Source organism: Tepidanaerobacter sp. EBM-49 (genome assembly GCF_001896645.1).
GTDB classification, from domain to species: domain Bacteria; phylum Bacillota; class Thermosediminibacteria; order Thermosediminibacterales; family Tepidanaerobacteraceae; genus Tepidanaerobacter; species Tepidanaerobacter syntrophicus.
This window is the reverse complement of the sequence record NZ_MPPE01000010.1, coordinates 1-17,891: the sequence shown is the minus strand read 5'-3', so window position 1 is coordinate 17,891 and position 17,891 is coordinate 1. Positions and strand designations below refer to the sequence as shown.

Here is a 17,891-nt window from a genome sequence, read left to right as displayed (position 1 = left end):
CCTCCTAAATTGCATGTTCAATATCTTTGTTTACATGCTCGTAGTATAGATTCAAAAGTTCTGCGTCAGTCAAGGGCCGCTTAAGTTCTACTGATGTTTTACGAACGCTTTCGAGAATGATATTTGCCAAGCCATCATCAATATTAATATTGTATTCGCTAAGTTTCTTTTTGATGCTTGCAGTTCCGGAATGTTTACCTATTACAAAACGCCTTGTAAGTCCTACATCATCAGGATCGAATACTTCATAGGTTTTCGGGTTTTTAATTGCGCCGTCTGCATGAATTCCCGACTCATGGGTAAAGATGCTTGTTCCTACTATAGCTTTCCATGAAGGCAAATCACGGCCGGACGCTTTTGCTACATACTCACAAATCTCCCGGAATTTCCTTGTATTCTGTTTCATATCAAATCCTAATAGATGTTTCAGCGCCATTACAACTTCCTCTAATGCCGCATTGCCCGCACGCTCGCCAAGGCCATTCACTGTAACGCTAACATGAGTAGCCCCTGCGCTAACACCTGTAATCGCGTTTGCTGTAGCCATACCGAAATCATCATGTGTGTGCATTTCTATGTCGATATCTACTGCCTGCCTTATTCTTTTTATCCTCTCATATATCTCCAAAGGAGTCATTATTCCTACTGTATCACAGTACCTGATGCGATCAGCGCCGGCCTGTTTTGCGGCTTTTATGAATTGAATCAGATATTCCTCGTCACTGCGGCTTGCATCTTCTGCATTAGCTGAAACATATACGCCTTCTTTTTTAGCATATTCTACTGCTTTTACCATTTTTTCTAAAACTTCTTCCCTCGTAGAATGCAGCTTATCTTTTATATGCATATCAGAAGTTGCTATGGAGATTGCAACAGCTCCTACTCCGCATCGAAGTGATTCTTGTATGTCCTTTATCACGGCTCTGTTCCACGCCATTATGCGTGCATTGAGCCCTAGTTTTGCAATAGCCGTAATTGCCTCTTTTTCGTCTCCGCCCATTACCGGAGTACCTGCTTCTATCTCGTCTACGCCTACCTCATCTAGCATCTTGGCTATTTGGATTTTTTCCCTATTTGCAAAAACTACTCCCGCTGTCTGCTCCCCATCCCTCAAAGTCGTATCAACAATATATATCTTCCGATCCTTTTCTGTCATTTTTATTCCTCCCTGGCTTTTTGTATAATTGTATACAATTATACCTGTTCACCTGGATTTCGTCAATACTTTTTTGCAATTTTATTTTTGCATTTTTGACACCAATTAATAAGGTCATGACTAATTGGGTATCGTTTCTTAACTTTTGCACAAAACTACTTAAAAAAACAGCCTGAACCTCATACATATCTAAGGTTTCAGGCTTTTTATCTTTATCCTAAACTTGTTGTGCAACAACTCATCTTTTAGTAAAAGCGATGATCTTATTTATCCGTCCTAAAGTCATAAATCTCTTGGAAAAATCAGCACCTGCGATGTTTGCTAAATTTGCCTCATGGATTTCATGAAAATTTATGTTATGCCTTATACTCATTCTCGAATTTTTCAAGGAATGCAACGAGAGCCTCAACGCCCTCCTTAGGCATGGCATTATAGATAGATGCACGTAAGCCGCCTACGCTCCTATGCCCTTTCAAGTTATCAAAGCCGGCCGCTTTGGCTGCCGCAACAACTTTTTCATCAAGTTCTTTATTTCCTGTCACAAAGGTCACATTCATTAATGAACGGTATTCCTTTTCTACTGTGCCGTGAAACATTTTGCTATTGTCGAGAAAATTATATAAAATAGCAGCCTTTTCTTCATTTATTTTCTGCATAGCAGAAAGTCCGCCGATATTTTTAAGGTATTTGAAAACTTTGCCGCAAGCGTATATGCTCCAGCAATTCGGCGTATTGTACAGGGAACCGCTCTTTGCGTGTATATCGTAGCGCAGGTATGTAGGCACTTTTTCGTCCAAATCTTCACGAATAAGATCCTCGCGGATTATCACTATTGCCATGCCAGCCGGGCCAACGTTCTTTTGTACGCCGGCAAAAATTAACCCATAATCTGAAACATTGCAGGGTTTAGATAGAAACATTGACGACTGGTCAGTAACCAATATCTTACCCTTGGTATTCGGGAGCTTTTTGAAGGTTGCACCATGTATTGTCTCATTTTCACAGATGTAAACATAATCGGCGTCAGGATCAACCGGCAGATTCGAGCAATCTGGAATATATGTGTAGTTTTTATCTTCACTTGTTGCGATCACGTTGACTTTTCCGTATTTCTTAGCTTCCAAATAGGCTTTTTCCGACCATGCACCGGTTATTATATAGTCGGCAACACCGTTTTTCATAAGGTTCATAGGCACCATTGCAAACTGCAGTGTGCCGCCGCCTTGAATGAACAATACCTTATAATTATCAGGAATGTCCATTAGTTCACGCAAATCTGCTTCAGCCTCGTCCATGATAGTTTGGAAAACCTCAGAGCGGTGTGACATTTCCATAACACTCATGCCGCATCCCCTGTAGTTTAGCACTTCCTTAGCAATTTCTTCCAGCACCGGTGTAGGCATCATGGCGGGACCGGCTGAAAAATTATAAATTCTGTTGTAATCCATTTATAACACTCCAATCCTTTCTACTTTGTTTTACTTTCATATCAAGTGTTGAAGTAGGCAACCTTGAATGCAAAAGTTTAACTTAATATATTCTATAACAATTTTACTTTTCCTCTTTTTGTATTAAGAAAACTTCATCAATAATACCACTTGCTCCACCATACCCTTCATATATAACTTTATTATACTGCAAAAAGGATTTTTTAACTATTAAAATTCCTTAACTGTTTTTTGCTAATTTTTTCACCTTACTTTTTATTATACTTATTATCAAAAATCATCTTTCTGTCGATAGGCTAATTCCTACTGGTGTCTTATTTTATTAAAATGATATAATATTGGTAGACAAGGATATTTTTAAGGTTTCCGACGACAATTTCAAAGGAGGGAAGAATATGGCCAACACAGCGGCATTTTTTGACATTGACGGCACACTTTTTCGAAATTCTCTCATGATTGAGCATTTTAAAAAATTAATAAAGTATGAAGTAATAGACCCTCGTGTTTGGCACGGCCGTCTTAAGGACTACTATTCTGAATGGGAAAAGCGCTACGGGGATTTTAATGATTATATGGATGAATTGGTAAAAATTTATGTAAAAGAACTTAGAGGTATAAATAAATCCTATATTGAATTTGTGGCAAGTCAGGTAATAAATATGAACTGGGATAAGGTCTATCGATATACCAGATCAAGGATTAACTGGCATAGGCAGGAGGGGCATATGATATTTTTTATATCCGGTGCTCCTGATTTTCTCGTGGAGAAGATGGCTGAAAAATATAAGGTTACAGCATATAAAGCAACTCAATATATTGTAGACGAAAACAATAATTTCACAGGCGAAGTTCTCAGCATGTGGGATTCGGAAAATAAGCAAAGGTCTATAAATCAGCTTGTATGCTCATATCAGGTGGATTTGGACAAGAGCTTTGCATACGGGGATACCACAGGAGACCTTTCAATGCTCAAAATAGTAGGCAATCCCGTTGCCGTCAATCCTGTCAAAAAACTGCTTCAAGCTATAAAAAAAGATGAAGATCTTTCAAAAAAAGCTAAAATTATCATAGAGCGAAAAGATGTAATATACAGGACAACGCCTGAAGTTGAGATATTAGATATTTAGGCTCGCATATAAGCAGGAGGTTAGTATGGAAAAAATCATAAAAGCTTTAGCTCAAGAATTAAATATAGAAGAAAGACAAGTTGCGGCAGCTGTTGAACTTCTAGATAGCGGAAATACGGTGCCTTTTATAGCTCGGTATCGAAAAGAGGCAACCGGGGGTCTGTCAGACGAACAGCTTCGCCTGCTTTCAGATCGGCTTTCCTATCTTAGAAATCTTGAAATAAGAAAGACTGAAGTTGCAAGGCTTCTAGAGGAAATGGAAAAGCTTACACCGGAAATTAGGCAAAGCCTTGATAGGGCTCTAACTCTTCAGGAAATAGAAGATATTTACAGGCCCTTTAGACCTAAACGAAGAACCAGGGCTACTATCGCCAGGGAAAAAGGGCTCGAGCCTCTGGCAATAAAAATCTTATCCCAAGAAAATGTAGTTGATAAACAATTTGTCGCATCCTTTGTAGACCCGCAAAAAGGTGTTTCAACTTGCGATGAGGCTTTAGCAGGGGCCCTTGATATTATTGCTGAAACTATTTCAGATGATGCGAAAATTCGCAAGCTCATAAGGGATAAAGCCTATAAAAAAGGAATTATAGAGACAACAGGCCTTACCGATGAGACGTCGACTTACTCGATGTATTACGACTTTAAGGAGCCTGTGCAAAAAATCGTCTCACATAGAATCCTTGCAATAAACCGTGGCGAAAAGGAAAAATATCTTCAGGTAAAAATCTCGGTTCCCGATGATGAAATTATAGAAATAATAAAGGCCGAATATATAAAGAAGTCTTCGCCTACCTCTAATCTTATGGAAAACGCCGTTGAAGATGCTTATAAGCGGCTTATTTGGCCTTCAATAGAACGGGAAATCAGAAATATGCTGACAGAAGAAGCCGAGGAACAGGCGCTTTCTACATTTTCTAAAAATCTCAAACACTTAATTCTTCAGCCCCCTGTAAAAGGCCGTATAATAATGGGGTTTGATCCTGCGTATCGAACCGGCTGTAAGATTGCAATAATAGACGCATCCGGAAAGCTTTTAGCGTGCACGGTCTGCTATCCCACTCCGCCGCAAAATAAGTTTGATGAATCGAAAAAGGTTATTTTAGATTTAATAGAAAAGTACCAGGTTGATGTTATTTCATTGGGAAATGGCACTGCTTCCAGGGAAAGTGAAAAATTCCTGTCGGAAATCTTAAAGGAAAGCTCAAGACCTGTTTCTTATGTCATTGTAAGTGAGGCAGGCGCTTCGGTATACTCTGCGTCAAAACTTGGAACCGAAGAATTTCCGAACCTGGATGTTTCATTTAGGGGAGCTGTCTCCATTGCGCGGCGCCTTCAAGACCCTTTGGCAGAGCTGGTAAAGATAGACCCAAAATCACTTGGTGTCGGCCAATATCAGCATGATGTAAATCAAAAACGGCTTTCAGAAAAATTATCAGCTGTTGTAGAAGACTGTGTGAATACTGTAGGAGTAGATGTAAATACTGCGTCTCCTTCTCTTCTTAGCTATGTAAGCGGCGTCAGCTCATCTATTGCTTTAAATATTGTAAAATATCGGGAAGAAAACGGCATGTTCAAATCAAGAAAGGAATTTTTAAAGGTGCCAAAACTGGGACCAAAGACCTTTGAGCAGTGCGCAGGATTTCTTCGCGTACCGGAAAGCAGCAATATTTTAGATAACACAGCTGTCCATCCCGAAAGTTATGATATAGCTGAAAAGATTATGAAGCTTTATACTTTAGAGGAACTTAAAACAAAAAGTTTTTCTGAAAATGACATTGCTCAAATGGCTTCGAATCTTGATATTGGCATCCCTACCCTAAGGGATATCCTGTCAGAGCTTAAAAAGCCGGGCCGTGATCCTCGTGAAGAACTTCCCGCCCCCATCTTTCGCACTGATGTGCTGGAAATTTCGGACTTAAAACCGGGTATGGTTTTAACAGGCAGTGTGCGTAATATAACAGACTTTGGAGCATTTATCGATATCGGCGTTCATCAGGACGGTCTTTGCCACATATCGGAGCTTTCTGATGGCTTTGTGCGTTCACCTTTTGATGTGGTAAGTGTCGGAGATGTGGTAAGGGTTAAGGTGTTATCCGCGGACAAAGAAAGGGGAAGGATAAGCCTTACGATGAAAGGATTATAACTGCAAAAATAAAACGCCATAATAAAAAAGACTTAGGGCAGCCGGGATATCCCGGCTGCCCTATAAGATTTACCTATGCTTTATGCAGCGCCGATTTTTGCATTGATGCTACCACTTTGTAGCATATAAAAGTAGCAATGGTGTTTACTGCCGCTGCCGGCAGAACCACTGTTGTAAAAAGCACCGGAAAAGCAAGAGGCAGGCTTCCCACCACGAAAAGAGCTGTTCCTAAAAAGACTGTGCCGCTTATTATAGTTCCAATAATTGCCGTAATTATTACTGCTGCATTTTGGTTAAGATGTGAAAATGCCTTTATCATTGCTATAACAGCAAATGCCGTAACAATTTTGTCGCACATATTTGCTATTTGGCCTCCGGGAAAACCGGTGGTCAAAGCGGAAAATATACCTGCAAGTATGCCTGCAAGCACAGCATTTTTCGGGCTGCTGTCTATATAAAGGGCTACAAATAGCATTGACAGCAGAAAATCAGGTTTCATTCCTCCCATAATAGGTGGAACTATATAGTGAAGCACCAATCCAATTGCTATCAAAAGCGATGTCAAAATCATATCTCTCAATTTCATAATATTTCCTCCAAATCGTGATTTATTTTAAAAACCTGTTAGTCTAACTTGCTTAAAGCTTCCTGTAAGACCTTATCAGGCAAACTGGAGTTTTGCAGTTTACCCGAAAGATAATTGTCATAAGATGCCATATCGAAATATCCATGACCGCTTAAGTTAAATAAAATCGTCTTTTTTTCTCCGGCTTCTTTGGCTTTTAAGGCTTCATCGATTGCTGCCTTTATAGCATGAGCCGACTCAGGCGCCGGTACAATCCCTTCGTTTTGCGCAAAAAGCACTGCTGCTTCAAAAATATCCTGCTGGTCATAGGCAACAGCCTCAATAAATCCATCATGCAAAAGCTGGCTTTCAAGAGGCGATGCTCCGTGGTAGCGCAGACCGCCTGCATGGATTCCAGGTGGAACAAAATCGCTTCCCAAGGTGTACATCATCATCTTTGGAGTCAAATGAGCCACATCGCCATAATCATAAGTGAACTTACCTTTGGTAAGGCTTGGACATGCAGTAGGTTCTGCCGCAATTATGCGGACCTTTTTGCCTTCCTTTATTTTGTCATGCACAAAAGGCATGGCAATTCCGCCAAAATTGCTGCCTCCGCCGGAACATGCTATTATTACATCCGGATAGTAGCCTGCTTTTTCCATTTGTTTTTTAGCTTCAAGACCAATTACTGTTTGGTGAAGAACTACGTGGTTTAGCACGCTGCCTAAAGCATAGTTCGTATCGGAATTTTTCACTGCGTCCTCCACTGCTTCGCTTATTGCAATACCTAAGCTTCCTAGTGAATCCGGATGTTCCTTTAGCACAGCGCGGCCGGCATCTGTTTTATCTGTGGGGCTTGCAAATACTTCTGCTCCAAAAAGCTGCATTATCGAGCGCCGATAGGGCTTTTGTTCATAACTTACTTTTACCATGTAAACCGAGCATTTCATATCAAAGAACTTACAAGCCATGGCAAGCGCTGTTCCCCACTGCCCTGCTCCGGTTTCGGTTGCAAGCCGTTTTATCCCTTGTTTTTTATTGTAGTAGGCTTGGGGGATAGCGGTGTTTAGCTTATGGCTTCCGGCAGGACTTACTCCTTCATATTTAAAATAAATTCTAGCCGGGGTATCCAAAGCTTTTTCCAGTCTGTGCGCCCTATATACAGGAGATGGCCTCCATAATCTGTATAATTCTCTAACCTCTTCAGGTATTTCTATAAATCGCTCTGTGCTCATTTCTTGCTTTATGATTTCCTCAGGAAATATTGCTCCCAGCTCTTCAGGCGTCGCAGGTTTTCCTGTGGCAGGGCTAAGGGGAGGTTTTAATGGGGTCGGCATATCTGCCTGAATATTATACCAGCTTGTTGGAATTTCGCTTTCTTCAAGTAATATTTTTGTATCTTCGTTTTTCATTGCCTTCATCACCTCAAATAGATAATTTTATTTATTTTATCTAACTTATAAAATGATAGTGATTTAAAGATAAGGAATCACAATTCATATTTTTGCAGATTTTTGTTATATGCGGCAAGCAGGGGTTAGAAAGATTTATGACATCTTGATAAATTTCTGCTGATTTTATATTAATCTTGCGCTTTCATGTCATATCCATCACCTCAAACCGAAGAATATAAAAAACCGTCCCTACTACAGGGACGGTTGCTTCCGTGGTGCCACCCAAATTAGTCTTACATCGGGTGTATATAACAAAAGCATCTCATCTTCAGGATGAAATGCTTGCCACCTCAATGTAAAACTCACTCTTATCAGATACAGCGATATTATCGCGATATCCTGTCCTTTGCTAACGGGGGACGTGCCGTGCAAAGCTACTTAAACTATTTCGCCTTGCCTTCTCCGGGACCCATTCACTATGACTTTCGGTGCCGCACTCCCACCACCGGCGGCTCTCTTCGACCTTCTGCCAAAGCTACTCTTCCCCATCACTGAATTTCCGACTTGATTAAGGATAATTATATCATGACTTATAAATGTATGTCAACTTCATTTCGTTTTTTTAAAATTAAAATTTTATTCTTTTTCGATGCCGATTCGGGTAACAACCCAGGCGTTATCTACCCACTTCCAATGAGTAATAATTTCGGCAATAGAATCTGCCCCGGCGATACCTCTTACACTCTGGTAGGCTTCCAGCTCATATACCCCATCATTGTCTAAATCCTTAACATTTATAAGGCCATAGGGATAAGGCATTATTTCAGTACCGGGTTTTTGAAGCTTCCCGTCGCTGTAAAGACCCAGTTCGTCATATATTTCCTTGCGGTCTTTTAGGTCTAGCAATGTCTGGATATCATAGGTTCCGTTAGGATCTTTTATACAAATCTTTGCTTTATAATTTTCATCGAAGTTTCCTGAAACATTTACAATATCTCTTTGGGAGTTGAAAATCAGTCGGGGCCTATCATCTTTTGCTGTGTAAATATAATAGTTTATTATACCGCCACTGCCGCCGGTAGGAAGTGAAATAACTATTTCAGGCACGCTATCGCCTGTAATATCCGCCAGCACAGCATCGGGAGTATAGCCACCATCGCCGTCCTCGGGAAGTTTTATCAAATACCCGCGGCCTTTTAGGTTTTCTATTAAGATGTATACATGCTCCATATAGATATCTGAGTCTTCGAATTTTTGGCCTAGAAAATATACCGTTTCTTCTTTGCCATCACCGTTTACATCTGCTTTTTCTTGTTTGAGAATAAATATATTTTCCTGGGGCAGCTTATATTTTTTAATCCTTCTTGAGTCAAGTTTTTCTAAGACTTGTTCACTTTGCGATTGCAAAATTTGTTCAGAAGGTGCTGTAGAGCTCTCTTCCCCCATAGCAAGATTTGTAAAACCAAAAGCTGTCAACAAGACGCAAAAGGCTGTTAAAATTCCTAAAAACCGTTTCATGTATTATCTCCTCCCCGCATTCTATATGCTGATTATATCACATAATCCGAGAGAAGATATACGGACTTATGAATTTCCTTAAACTATCTTGTCTCTTCCATTGCGGATTTTACCGGTTTTACCGGTTCAAGTTCAACTCTTAAAACTCTGCCTATAGGCTTGTAAACTAGAAAAGTAAGGGTCGAATTTATGGATGCTTTCAGTAAATTAAAAGGTATTATAATCGGCACAATCATGGCTTTTACGGCTTCCATTGGCACATTCATAAACTTTGTAGTAAAGATTAGGTTAAGGGGTATCATTACAAGTGTCATGCTGATTGATGCTGCAATAAGCGCAATCACCGCACCCTTTTGTGTATGGATTTTTTTGTAAATATATCCTGCAACCGCAACCATCGTTCCAGTGGCTATAAAATGCATTATGGCGCCTATCCAACCGCTTCCGGCGCTGACCGTAAAGGCTTGTATAATTGATACTGCAAGGGTTACCAGAACGCCTGCGGCAGGTCCGAATAAAAACGCTGCTATAAGGGCGGGTATATCGCCCGGTTCATACTCTAGAAAAGGGGCTGCCGGAATAAGGGGAAATCTTACCAAAAACATTAAAAGTATTGATAGAGCTGCAAGCATAGCAAGTCTCGACATTTTGTTTACTTCGCTTTTTCTCATAGAACACCCTCCGTAAATTTAAAAATTCCCCAAGATATAATCTTGGGGAATCCGCTTCACACAAAAAAATCAATCTTCTTCCATCCAGACTTTACTGTCGGCCTCGGAATCTCACCGATGTCTGCTTTCGCTCGCGGGCTAACGGCACCTGCCGTATTACCGCCGGTCGGGAATTGCACCCTGCCCCGAAGATTATATCCGGTTTTTTTAACTAACTCCATGATAACACTGCCCTTTGCTGTTGTCAATAAGGAATTGTGAAAAGGCTCACAGTTTGATAAAATAATACTTACGATTTACTATAAAAATTTTGGAGGGAATATGATGGCTGAAGCAAAAAAGTCACCTCTTGAAAAAGAATATGAAAATGCATGGGACAGGTATAGCAAGGCAGAACTAGATAAGGTTTTTGACCTGGGCGAAAAGTATATCAACTTTATATCTCGCTGCAAAACAGAAAGAGAGTGCGTAGATGAGTTCCGCACTGTCGCAGAAAAAGCCGGTTACAAAAATATAAAAGAATTTATCGAGCAGAAAAAACTGCTAAAACCCGGAGATAAAATATATGCAGAAGTTATGGGCAAAACTATCGCTTTATTTGTAATAGGCAAAAGACCGTTAGAAGAAGGAATGAATATCATCGGGGCGCATATCGATTCGCCAAGGCTAGATTTAAAACAAAATCCGCTTTATGAAGACACAGACCTTGCGATGTTTGAGACTCATTATTATGGCGGAATTAAGAAATACCAGTGGGTTACTCTTCCTCTTGCTCTGCACGGGGTTATAGTAAAAAAAGACGGGACCCGTATAAATGTGGTAATCGGAGAAGAAGATGACGATCCTGTTGTTGGCGTATCGGATTTGCTGATTCACCTTGCAAAGGATCAGATGAAAAAGACTTTAGCCGATGGTATTGACGGCGAGAACCTAAATATCCTTGTGGGCAGTATCCCAATTAAAGATAAAAAAGCCAAGAATAGAGTAAAACAAAATATTTTGCAGATATTAAACGAAAAATATGGGATTAAAGAAGAAGACTTCGTATCTGCGGAAATAGAAGTAGTGCCCGCAGGTAAGGCAAGGCATTACGGGATAGACAAGAGCATGATTATGGCTTACGGCCAAGATGACAGGGTATGTGCTTATACATCTTTCGAAGCTATAATGCAGGTTGAAAAACCTGAAAAAACCTGTGTTGCTCTTTTAGTAGATAAAGAGGAAATCGGAAGTGTGGGGGCCACCGGTATGCACTCCAGATTCTTTGAAAACGCCGTAGCAGAGATTGCAAATTTATTGGGAGAATACAGCGAACTTACCGTAAGGAGGGCCCTGAGCAACTCAAAGATGATATCATCTGATGTAAATGCCGCTTTCGATCCTAATTTCCCTGAGGTGATGGAAAAGAATAATTGCTCAAAGTTCGGGAGAGGAATCGTTTTTAACAAATACACAGGGTCAAGAGGAAAAAGCGGCAGTAATGATGCCAATGCTGAGTTTATTGCACAACTTCGGGCTATAATGGAAAAACACAACGTTAGCTGGCAGACAGCAGAGCTTGGCAAAGTGGATCAGGGTGGAGGAGGTACTATCGCCTACATTTTAGCAAATTACGGCATGGAGGTAATTGATGCAGGCATTGCTTTACATAACATGCACGCACCCTGGGAAATTTCCTGCAAAGCCGACTTATATGAGGCTGTAAAAGCCTACAAAGCATTTTTAATCGAGGCATAGATTTAAAGCCCCTGCTTTTTACGCAGGGGCTTTGCTAGTTTGGCCAACTGATAAGCCTTAATATAACCCGGCCTTTGTTTCTTTCATGCTTATCATTATATTCTTCTTTTGTGTATAATGATCAAGCATCATTAAGTGGGTTTCGCGGCCGATGCCCGATTTCTTGTAGCCGCCAAAAGGCGTATGTGCAGGCAGGTTGTTGTAATCATTTACCCAAACACGACCTGCTTCTATTCCTCGTGCAACTTTAAGGGCTTTGTTTATGTCTTTTGTCCAAACCGCTCCTGCAAGACCGTATTCGGTATCGTTTGCCATCTTTATTACTTCGTCTTCATCTTTGAACTTTATAAAGCAAGCAACAGGGCCGAATATTTCTTCCTGTGCAATCCTCATTTTGTTGTCCACATCTGTAAATATTGTAGGCTCCATAAAATAGCCTTTTTTAAGGTTGTTTTTGTTAATTCTGGAGCCTCCGCAGGCAAGTTTGGCTCCTTCTTTTTTACCGATTTTAATGTAATTTAATATCTTTTTTAGCTGAGCTTCGTTTATCTGAGAGCCCATAACAGTATCTTCTTCCCAAGGAAGACCCACTTTTATTTTTTTGAAAGCATCTACACATTCGGCAAGGAATTTATCATATATGTCTTCATGAACAAATACTCTTGAGCCGGCGCAGCAAACCTGGCCTTGGTTGAACAATATTCCAAGCTGCACACCTTCGATAGCTTTTTCCCACGGGCAATCAGGAAAATAAATATTTGCGGACTTTCCGCCAAGCTCTAATGTCGAAGGTATAAGCTTTTTAGCTGCGGCCTCAGCTATACTGTATCCTACTTCGGTCGAACCCGTAAAAGCAAGTTTTCTAAATCCCGGATGTTCCAATATGTAGTTTCCTGTGGTGGAGCCGCTGCCGGTTACGATATTTACAACTCCCGGAGGAAGCACATCATTGATTAATTTGCCAAGTTCCAAGATGCTAAGCGGTGTAGAAGAAGATGGTTTAATGACAACTGTGCATCCTGCAGCAAGTGCAGGCGCAAGTTTCCATGCAGCCATAAGCAGAGGGAAATTCCATGGTATTATTTGCCCAACAACTCCGATAGGTTCTTTTAAAATGATACTCATGGTATCCTTGTCAATCATCGCGGCTTTTCCTTCTTCGGCTCTTATCGCTCCTGCAAAATACCGAAAATGATCGGAGCTCAAAGGAACATCAATATTTCTTGTTTCGCGAATAGGTTTGCCATTATCTAGAGTCTCGACCATGGCAAGTTTTTCGGCATTTTCATCAATTAAATCAGCTATTTTAAGTAGTATATTTGCTTTATTCTGTGCGCTGGTATCTTTCCATGTTTCAAAAGCCTTCCATGCAGCATTTACAGCTTCGTCCACATCCTCTTTGCCGGCATTGGCGCAAGTTGCTAAAAGTTCGCCATTTGCCGGACAATAAGTCTCAAATGTTTTCCCGTCTTTTGCCTCTACCCATCTACCGCCAATTAGTAATTGATACTTTTTGTCAATGGGTTTATCCAAGGAAATCGTCTCCTTTAATTTTTATTTAGGCATACGCCTAGGGAAAAATGATTTTGTGGCAACATAAAATTTTGAAAAAATTAGGGAGGTGTTTGCGAGATATTTTAGGAATTCGCTGATGGGATAATTTTATCTGACTTTATTATCTTCTTTGAATATATTATCATATTATTATCTTTTTATCAATCATGAGTGTTTACTCAATTTGATATTTTCATTTATTATGCTGCCGCATACTTTTGTCATTTTGAGTGCGGAGAGGATTCTATTCTTTGAAGATCCTTCACTACGTTTAAGATGGCAAAGCTGTATTATAAAAACCTTCCGTAGAAAGCACGGAAGGTTTTTTAAACTTGCCTATATTAAATCAGAAACAATCTTGCCTTTTCCATATACTTCTTCCCAGTCTTTTTCAAACTTTCTTATAGCAGAGTCAGTCAGCGGATGCTCTAAAAGTTTTTCAAACAGCTCCGGCGGAACAGTTACAGCATGTGTTCCTGCTTGACTTGCTTTATGGATTTGTTCTAAATTTTTAAAGCTTGCAGCAACTACTTTGGTTTTCAAATTGTAAATCTTGAATTCTTTAATGATTTCGGAAACTACTTCTACCCCATCGCCTATTATATTATCAAGACGATTTACATAGGGCGCTACAAAGTCTGCCCCTGCTCTTGCCGCAATTAATGCCTGCTGAGGCGTAAATACTGCCGTAGCAGTAGTCTTTATGCCTTTTTGACTTAGTATCTGAATTGCTTTTATCCCATAAGGGCTTACAGGGATTTTTACATATAGGTTTTCGCCCAGGAATTTGTTTAAAATCTCTCCTTCTTTCACTATATCTTCTGCGCTTTTGCCTAGTGTCTGGACATGAATCATTTTATCCGGTCCTAAGATTTCCTTTAACTGTGTAAAAAGCTGCCTAAAATCCATTTTTTCTTTTGACACAAGCGTCGGATTCGTAGTTACCCCATCGATAGGATAAATATTGCAGAGCCTTTTTATTTCTTTGACATTTGCGGTATCTAATAAATACAGCATGCTATCTCTCCCTGTTAGAATAATTTATATATTGTATTTCTCTGCTTAATCCTATCACAAACTTTTTCAGCTTTCAATTTTTTATAGGTTGTTTGACCCTCTCTCCATCTTTTCCCTCAAATTCTCTGCCCCAGCCTGAGATGCAGGCAAATAGTGTCACAAACCAGACTGCCCAACTGTAAAAAACGGTGAAAAAGAGCGAGGAGGGGTCTAGAGGTTGCACAAAAGGATATGTGGAGGACACCGATTTCATGGTGCCTAGCAATAGCAAAACACATCCGCCATAGGGCACAAAGAACGGAAAGGAGCAAACTGCTGTGCTTAAGATATCAGCACGTCTGTAAGGATGCAAATCGTTTTTTCGTCCTATGGCATTTACAAAGGGAGATACGCATATATTTGCTATGGTATTTATGGCAGCGATAAGTATTCCGAAAATCGTTGACAATAAAAATATGGCAATATCTGCATCTCTTGGAGTTTTGATTACTTTTTCATTTAGCCAGTTTACAGTTGTTTCCATACAACCGCTTTTAACCAGCAAATTACCCATTGATACAACTACCATCAAAAGTATGGAAACTGTCGTCATGCCTGCAACACCATCAGGGATTGCTCCTACAACTGCGCCATCTTTAATCATGGCAAGGTCCGCTATGCTAAATAGTCCGGCTGCAAGACCGATTATTATGGCAAGGATTGTCCCTGTGCTAAGTGTTGCAAAGATACTGTTTCCTTTTACAGCCATCCAAATTACCACAGCAGTTGGGATGAGGAGAAGAAGCCCCATTGGATTTTGGTATTCGGTAAGTATTTTTGCTGCGCTTTCTGTGTTTGTCGAAGCCGCGCTTCCTCCAAAAAACCAAAACAGCACCGCTGCAATAATTCCGGCAACTATTACATACTTAAAACGGCTTTTGACTACTCCACCTATCTCCGCGGTTCCTTCTTTATATTTATATGTTTGGCTGGTAGCAGATATTATAGTGGTATCCGAAACCGGAGCCAGATTGTCTCCAAAGGCTGCACCGCTTAATATAGCTCCTCCCAGCACTGCAGGATTTGAGCCCAAAAGAAGTCCTGCAGGGTAAAGTATAAAACCCATTGTGGCAATGGTGCCGAAACCTGTACCGGTTGCTACCGCAAAAATAGCAGAAAATATAAAGGCTACTACTGTGAAGGCTGCGCCTTTTACTCCTAGTTTACAGCTCAGCCATACTAATCCTTCTACTAATTTGCCGCTTTTTAATATGCTTCCGTATATACCAACAACTAACCATATAAGGACTGCGGTCATACCCACATCAGAACCCAATCCTTCTATGATAACATTCCAATACTCTTCTTTGTTTTCGCAAAAAAACATGCCGATAATAAGCCCGATTATTCCTGATGCTATCATCATATTAAGGTCTGCTGCTTTCATGAAAGAAAGGGAAATGGTGATTATGATGAATATGATAAATGGCACTAGGGCCGCAAATTGGTTAGGTCTAAAGGATAATATTTTAGTGTCTTTTTTGTCCATTATGAAGCCTCCTGATGTATTGTTTTTAATGAAGCTTTATATTAAAATGAACTTACGGTTTATTTTTCATCGCAATTTCTTTTTGTGAAGTTGCGATTTTTTATTTAATCGCGTCTATTTATCATAATGTCCAAAATAACATCGTTTGTCTTTATCATTCCGGGTGACGCTATTTTCCCGATGTTTTGCATGGTTTCTTCCACTGTATTTCCAACAATACCGCTGTCTTTGGGTATATGAATATTTTTCAATGCCAAAAGTGCTGAAAGTATGGCGGTACTTGCAGCCGTTACAGCCTTCATTGAACAGCCAAAGTTGCCGCCATCGCAGATTATTCCTGTGATATCCGCTGCCATGTTATTTATTGTAAAACCTATCTGTTCATTATTCCCACCTAAAAGGTAGCATATGCCTGCACTTGATCCTGTGCCTGCCGCAATAGCACAGCCACAAAAAGCCGACAGCCTTCCGGCAAAGGTTTTTATGTACATTGTAACAAGATAGCTTAAAAGTATTGATCTTACAAGTTTTTCCTCCGGTATTTCTTTTTTATCGGCTATTGCTATGAGAGGCAGTGTTGCTACAAGACCATGGTCACCGCTTCCGCATATGGACATAGCAGGTTTTGAAACTCCTCCCATTCGGGCATCAACTGCATATCCTGTATATGCCATTGCATAAGTTAATATATCTTCCTTCAGCCATCCTTCTTCTATAAGGTCCGATATACCCCTTCCTACTTTCATGCCTTGACCCTGTTTGCCCTCTTTGGCAAGTTCATCATTGACCCTGACTGCTTCTAATATAAAATTTATGTCTTCATATGGTGTGTGCTCTGCTATATCTATCAAGTCTTTAAGTACAAGCTTTGATATATCAAAAGCCTTGACTTTTGAAGTTTCGCTTTCCGCATCTTTTTTAAAGATTTCTTTTCCGTCTTTTTCTATTAAAACTATATTTGTATGTTTATCTTTTATGACAGCTCTACCTATGCCCTTATCAGTTTTCACTATTGCATCTATAAAAATATCAGATGCACCTCGTTTTACATTTATCTCGATTTTTCCTTCTTTAATCATCTCCTTTGCCTTTGACACATCATCTTCTGTTACGTCTTCTAGTACCCTTAAACCTAAATTCGGCTTTCCGGCTATTACCCCAAGTGCTGCCGCCATCTCATTTCCTTTTTCAGAAGTTCCCGGTATAGCACATGAAAACCCGTTCTTGAAAACCCCTTCATCCATCAGAACTGCAATCTTCTTTACCTCACCTCCAACTACTTCATAAGCCTTAGCCGTAGAAAGCGCGATAGCGGCCGGCTCTGTAACCCCCAAAGCTGGAACCATCTCCTCCCTCACCTGTTCTATAGTCTTTTGATAAAGTTCATTTGACATATGAATACCTCCTTGAAAATCTGTGTTTTTTAAAAAACGCTTATGCTAAAAAAGCATATTAGAATTTTGTAATTAGCTGATAAAATTTGTTATTAATTAAGGGCATCCACTCTCAATATTAAACTATTGTTTTAATTATATCAATCTTAGTTTAATCTAATAGTTTAATTTAATGCCGGAAAATGTCTCCTTTGCTTTGATTTACTCGCTTTTTCTTGACATTCCATGTTCGTTCATGTATATTTTAATTAAACTATTAGTTTACATTGAGGTAAAAATAATGGATATAGGGCAGCGACTAAAACAAATTAGAACATCAAAGGGGCTGCAGGGCATTCAGCTTGCAGAAAAAGTAGGAATAACCAACGTGTATTTGAGCTACTTAGAAAGCGGAACTAAAATTCCTTCTATTGAAACCCTCCAAAAAATCTGCGATGCTTTGGGCATTACGCTCGCCGAATTTTTTATGGATGAAAACGTTAATCTACCTCCTGAATATCAAGAATTACTTGAAAATGTTAAGGTACTTTCTCCTAAACCGGTCTGGTCCCCTATCTCTGGACAATATCTTTGTATTTCTCATAAAATCGTACTTTTGCATTAACTTTAATAATTGTTTAAAGCTTAAAGATTACG

Annotated in this window: 14 protein-coding genes, 1 riboswitch and 1 other annotated feature; of the genes, 4 read left to right on the top strand and 10 right to left on the bottom strand. The window is 39.9% G+C overall.

Annotated features, from left to right (window positions below):
* Window positions 1-4: 4 nt before the first annotated feature.
* Both nifV and serC read right to left on the bottom strand, forming a co-directional pair.
* Entirely contained in the window at window positions 5-1,156 is a 1,152-nt protein-coding gene (gene nifV, locus BUE08_RS01735; RefSeq protein ID WP_213996375.1) for a homocitrate synthase, read from the bottom strand.
* A 356-nt stretch (window positions 1,157-1,512) separates the two neighbouring features.
* Complete coding sequence (gene serC, locus BUE08_RS01730; RefSeq protein WP_286680204.1) at window positions 1,513-2,604, bottom strand: 3-phosphoserine/phosphohydroxythreonine transaminase; 1,092 nt, start codon at window positions 2,602-2,604, stop codon at window positions 1,513-1,515.
* 395 nt (window positions 2,605-2,999) lie between these two features.
* On the opposite strand from serC, the gene BUE08_RS01725 reads away from it, so the two are divergent.
* Together BUE08_RS01725 and BUE08_RS01720 are read left to right on the top strand one after the other, a co-directional pair.
* The gene (locus BUE08_RS01725; protein WP_059031840.1) at window positions 3,000-3,731 is read left to right on the top strand and encodes an HAD family hydrolase; all 732 of its coding nucleotides are present in this window, start codon (window positions 3,000-3,002) and stop codon (window positions 3,729-3,731) included.
* Between the two features lie 25 nt (window positions 3,732-3,756).
* A complete protein-coding gene (locus tag BUE08_RS01720) occupies window positions 3,757-5,874 on the top strand; it encodes a Tex family protein (RefSeq protein ID WP_286680203.1) in 2,118 nt (705 codons plus the stop codon).
* Between the two features lie 73 nt (window positions 5,875-5,947).
* On the opposite strand, the gene BUE08_RS01715 is transcribed toward BUE08_RS01720, so the two are convergent.
* The 4 genes from BUE08_RS01715 to BUE08_RS01700 form a co-directional block, all read right to left on the bottom strand.
* Window positions 5,948-6,460, bottom strand: coding sequence for a tryptophan transporter (locus BUE08_RS01715; protein WP_059031845.1), 513 nt, complete (start codon window positions 6,458-6,460; stop codon window positions 5,948-5,950).
* A 38-nt stretch (window positions 6,461-6,498) separates the two neighbouring features.
* Window positions 6,499-7,854: a TrpB-like pyridoxal phosphate-dependent enzyme gene (locus BUE08_RS01710; protein WP_059031847.1), complete on the bottom strand. Its 1,356-nt coding sequence runs from the start codon at window positions 7,852-7,854 to the stop codon at window positions 6,499-6,501.
* A 235-nt stretch (window positions 7,855-8,089) separates the two neighbouring features.
* Window positions 8,090-8,397, bottom strand: a binding site (T-box leader).
* Window positions 8,398-8,472: 75 nt separating this feature from the next.
* The gene (locus BUE08_RS01705; protein WP_059031849.1) at window positions 8,473-9,354 is read right to left on the bottom strand and encodes a YybI family spore inner coat protein; all 882 of its coding nucleotides are present in this window, start codon (window positions 9,352-9,354) and stop codon (window positions 8,473-8,475) included.
* 83 nt (window positions 9,355-9,437) lie between these two features.
* Window positions 9,438-10,025 carry an ECF transporter S component gene (locus BUE08_RS01700; RefSeq protein WP_059031851.1) on the bottom strand — a complete coding sequence of 196 codons (588 nt, stop codon included), beginning with the start codon at window positions 10,023-10,025 and terminating at the stop codon, window positions 9,438-9,440.
* Window positions 10,026-10,093: 68 nt separating this feature from the next.
* Window positions 10,094-10,222, bottom strand: a riboswitch (FMN riboswitch).
* 127 nt (window positions 10,223-10,349) lie between these two features.
* Here BUE08_RS01700 and BUE08_RS01695 point away from each other — a divergent pair.
* Complete coding sequence (locus BUE08_RS01695) at window positions 10,350-11,762, top strand: aminopeptidase (RefSeq protein ID WP_286680202.1); 1,413 nt, start codon at window positions 10,350-10,352, stop codon at window positions 11,760-11,762.
* 57 nt (window positions 11,763-11,819) lie between these two features.
* Here BUE08_RS01695 and BUE08_RS01690 read toward each other — a convergent pair whose 3' ends face one another.
* From BUE08_RS01690 to BUE08_RS01675, 4 genes are all read right to left on the bottom strand, one after another.
* Window positions 11,820-13,295, bottom strand: coding sequence for an aldehyde dehydrogenase family protein (locus tag BUE08_RS01690; RefSeq protein WP_059031855.1), 1,476 nt, complete (start codon window positions 13,293-13,295; stop codon window positions 11,820-11,822).
* Between the two features lie 357 nt (window positions 13,296-13,652).
* Complete coding sequence (gene fsa, locus BUE08_RS01685; protein ID WP_213996378.1) at window positions 13,653-14,333, bottom strand: fructose-6-phosphate aldolase; 681 nt, start codon at window positions 14,331-14,333, stop codon at window positions 13,653-13,655.
* Window positions 14,334-14,406: 73 nt separating this feature from the next.
* Window positions 14,407-15,861 (bottom strand): Na+/H+ antiporter NhaC family protein, encoded by a 1,455-nt coding sequence (locus tag BUE08_RS01680; protein ID WP_213996381.1) that lies wholly within the window; start codon window positions 15,859-15,861, stop codon window positions 14,407-14,409.
* A 104-nt stretch (window positions 15,862-15,965) separates the two neighbouring features.
* A complete protein-coding gene (locus BUE08_RS01675; RefSeq protein ID WP_213996382.1) occupies window positions 15,966-17,255 on the bottom strand; it encodes an L-cysteine desulfidase family protein in 1,290 nt (429 codons plus the stop codon).
* A gap of 280 nt (window positions 17,256-17,535) precedes the next feature.
* On the opposite strand from BUE08_RS01675, the gene BUE08_RS01670 reads away from it, so the two are divergent.
* Window positions 17,536-17,859, top strand: coding sequence for a helix-turn-helix domain-containing protein (locus tag BUE08_RS01670; protein ID WP_286680201.1), 324 nt, complete (start codon window positions 17,536-17,538; stop codon window positions 17,857-17,859).
* The last annotated feature ends 32 nt before the right edge of the window (window positions 17,860-17,891 follow it).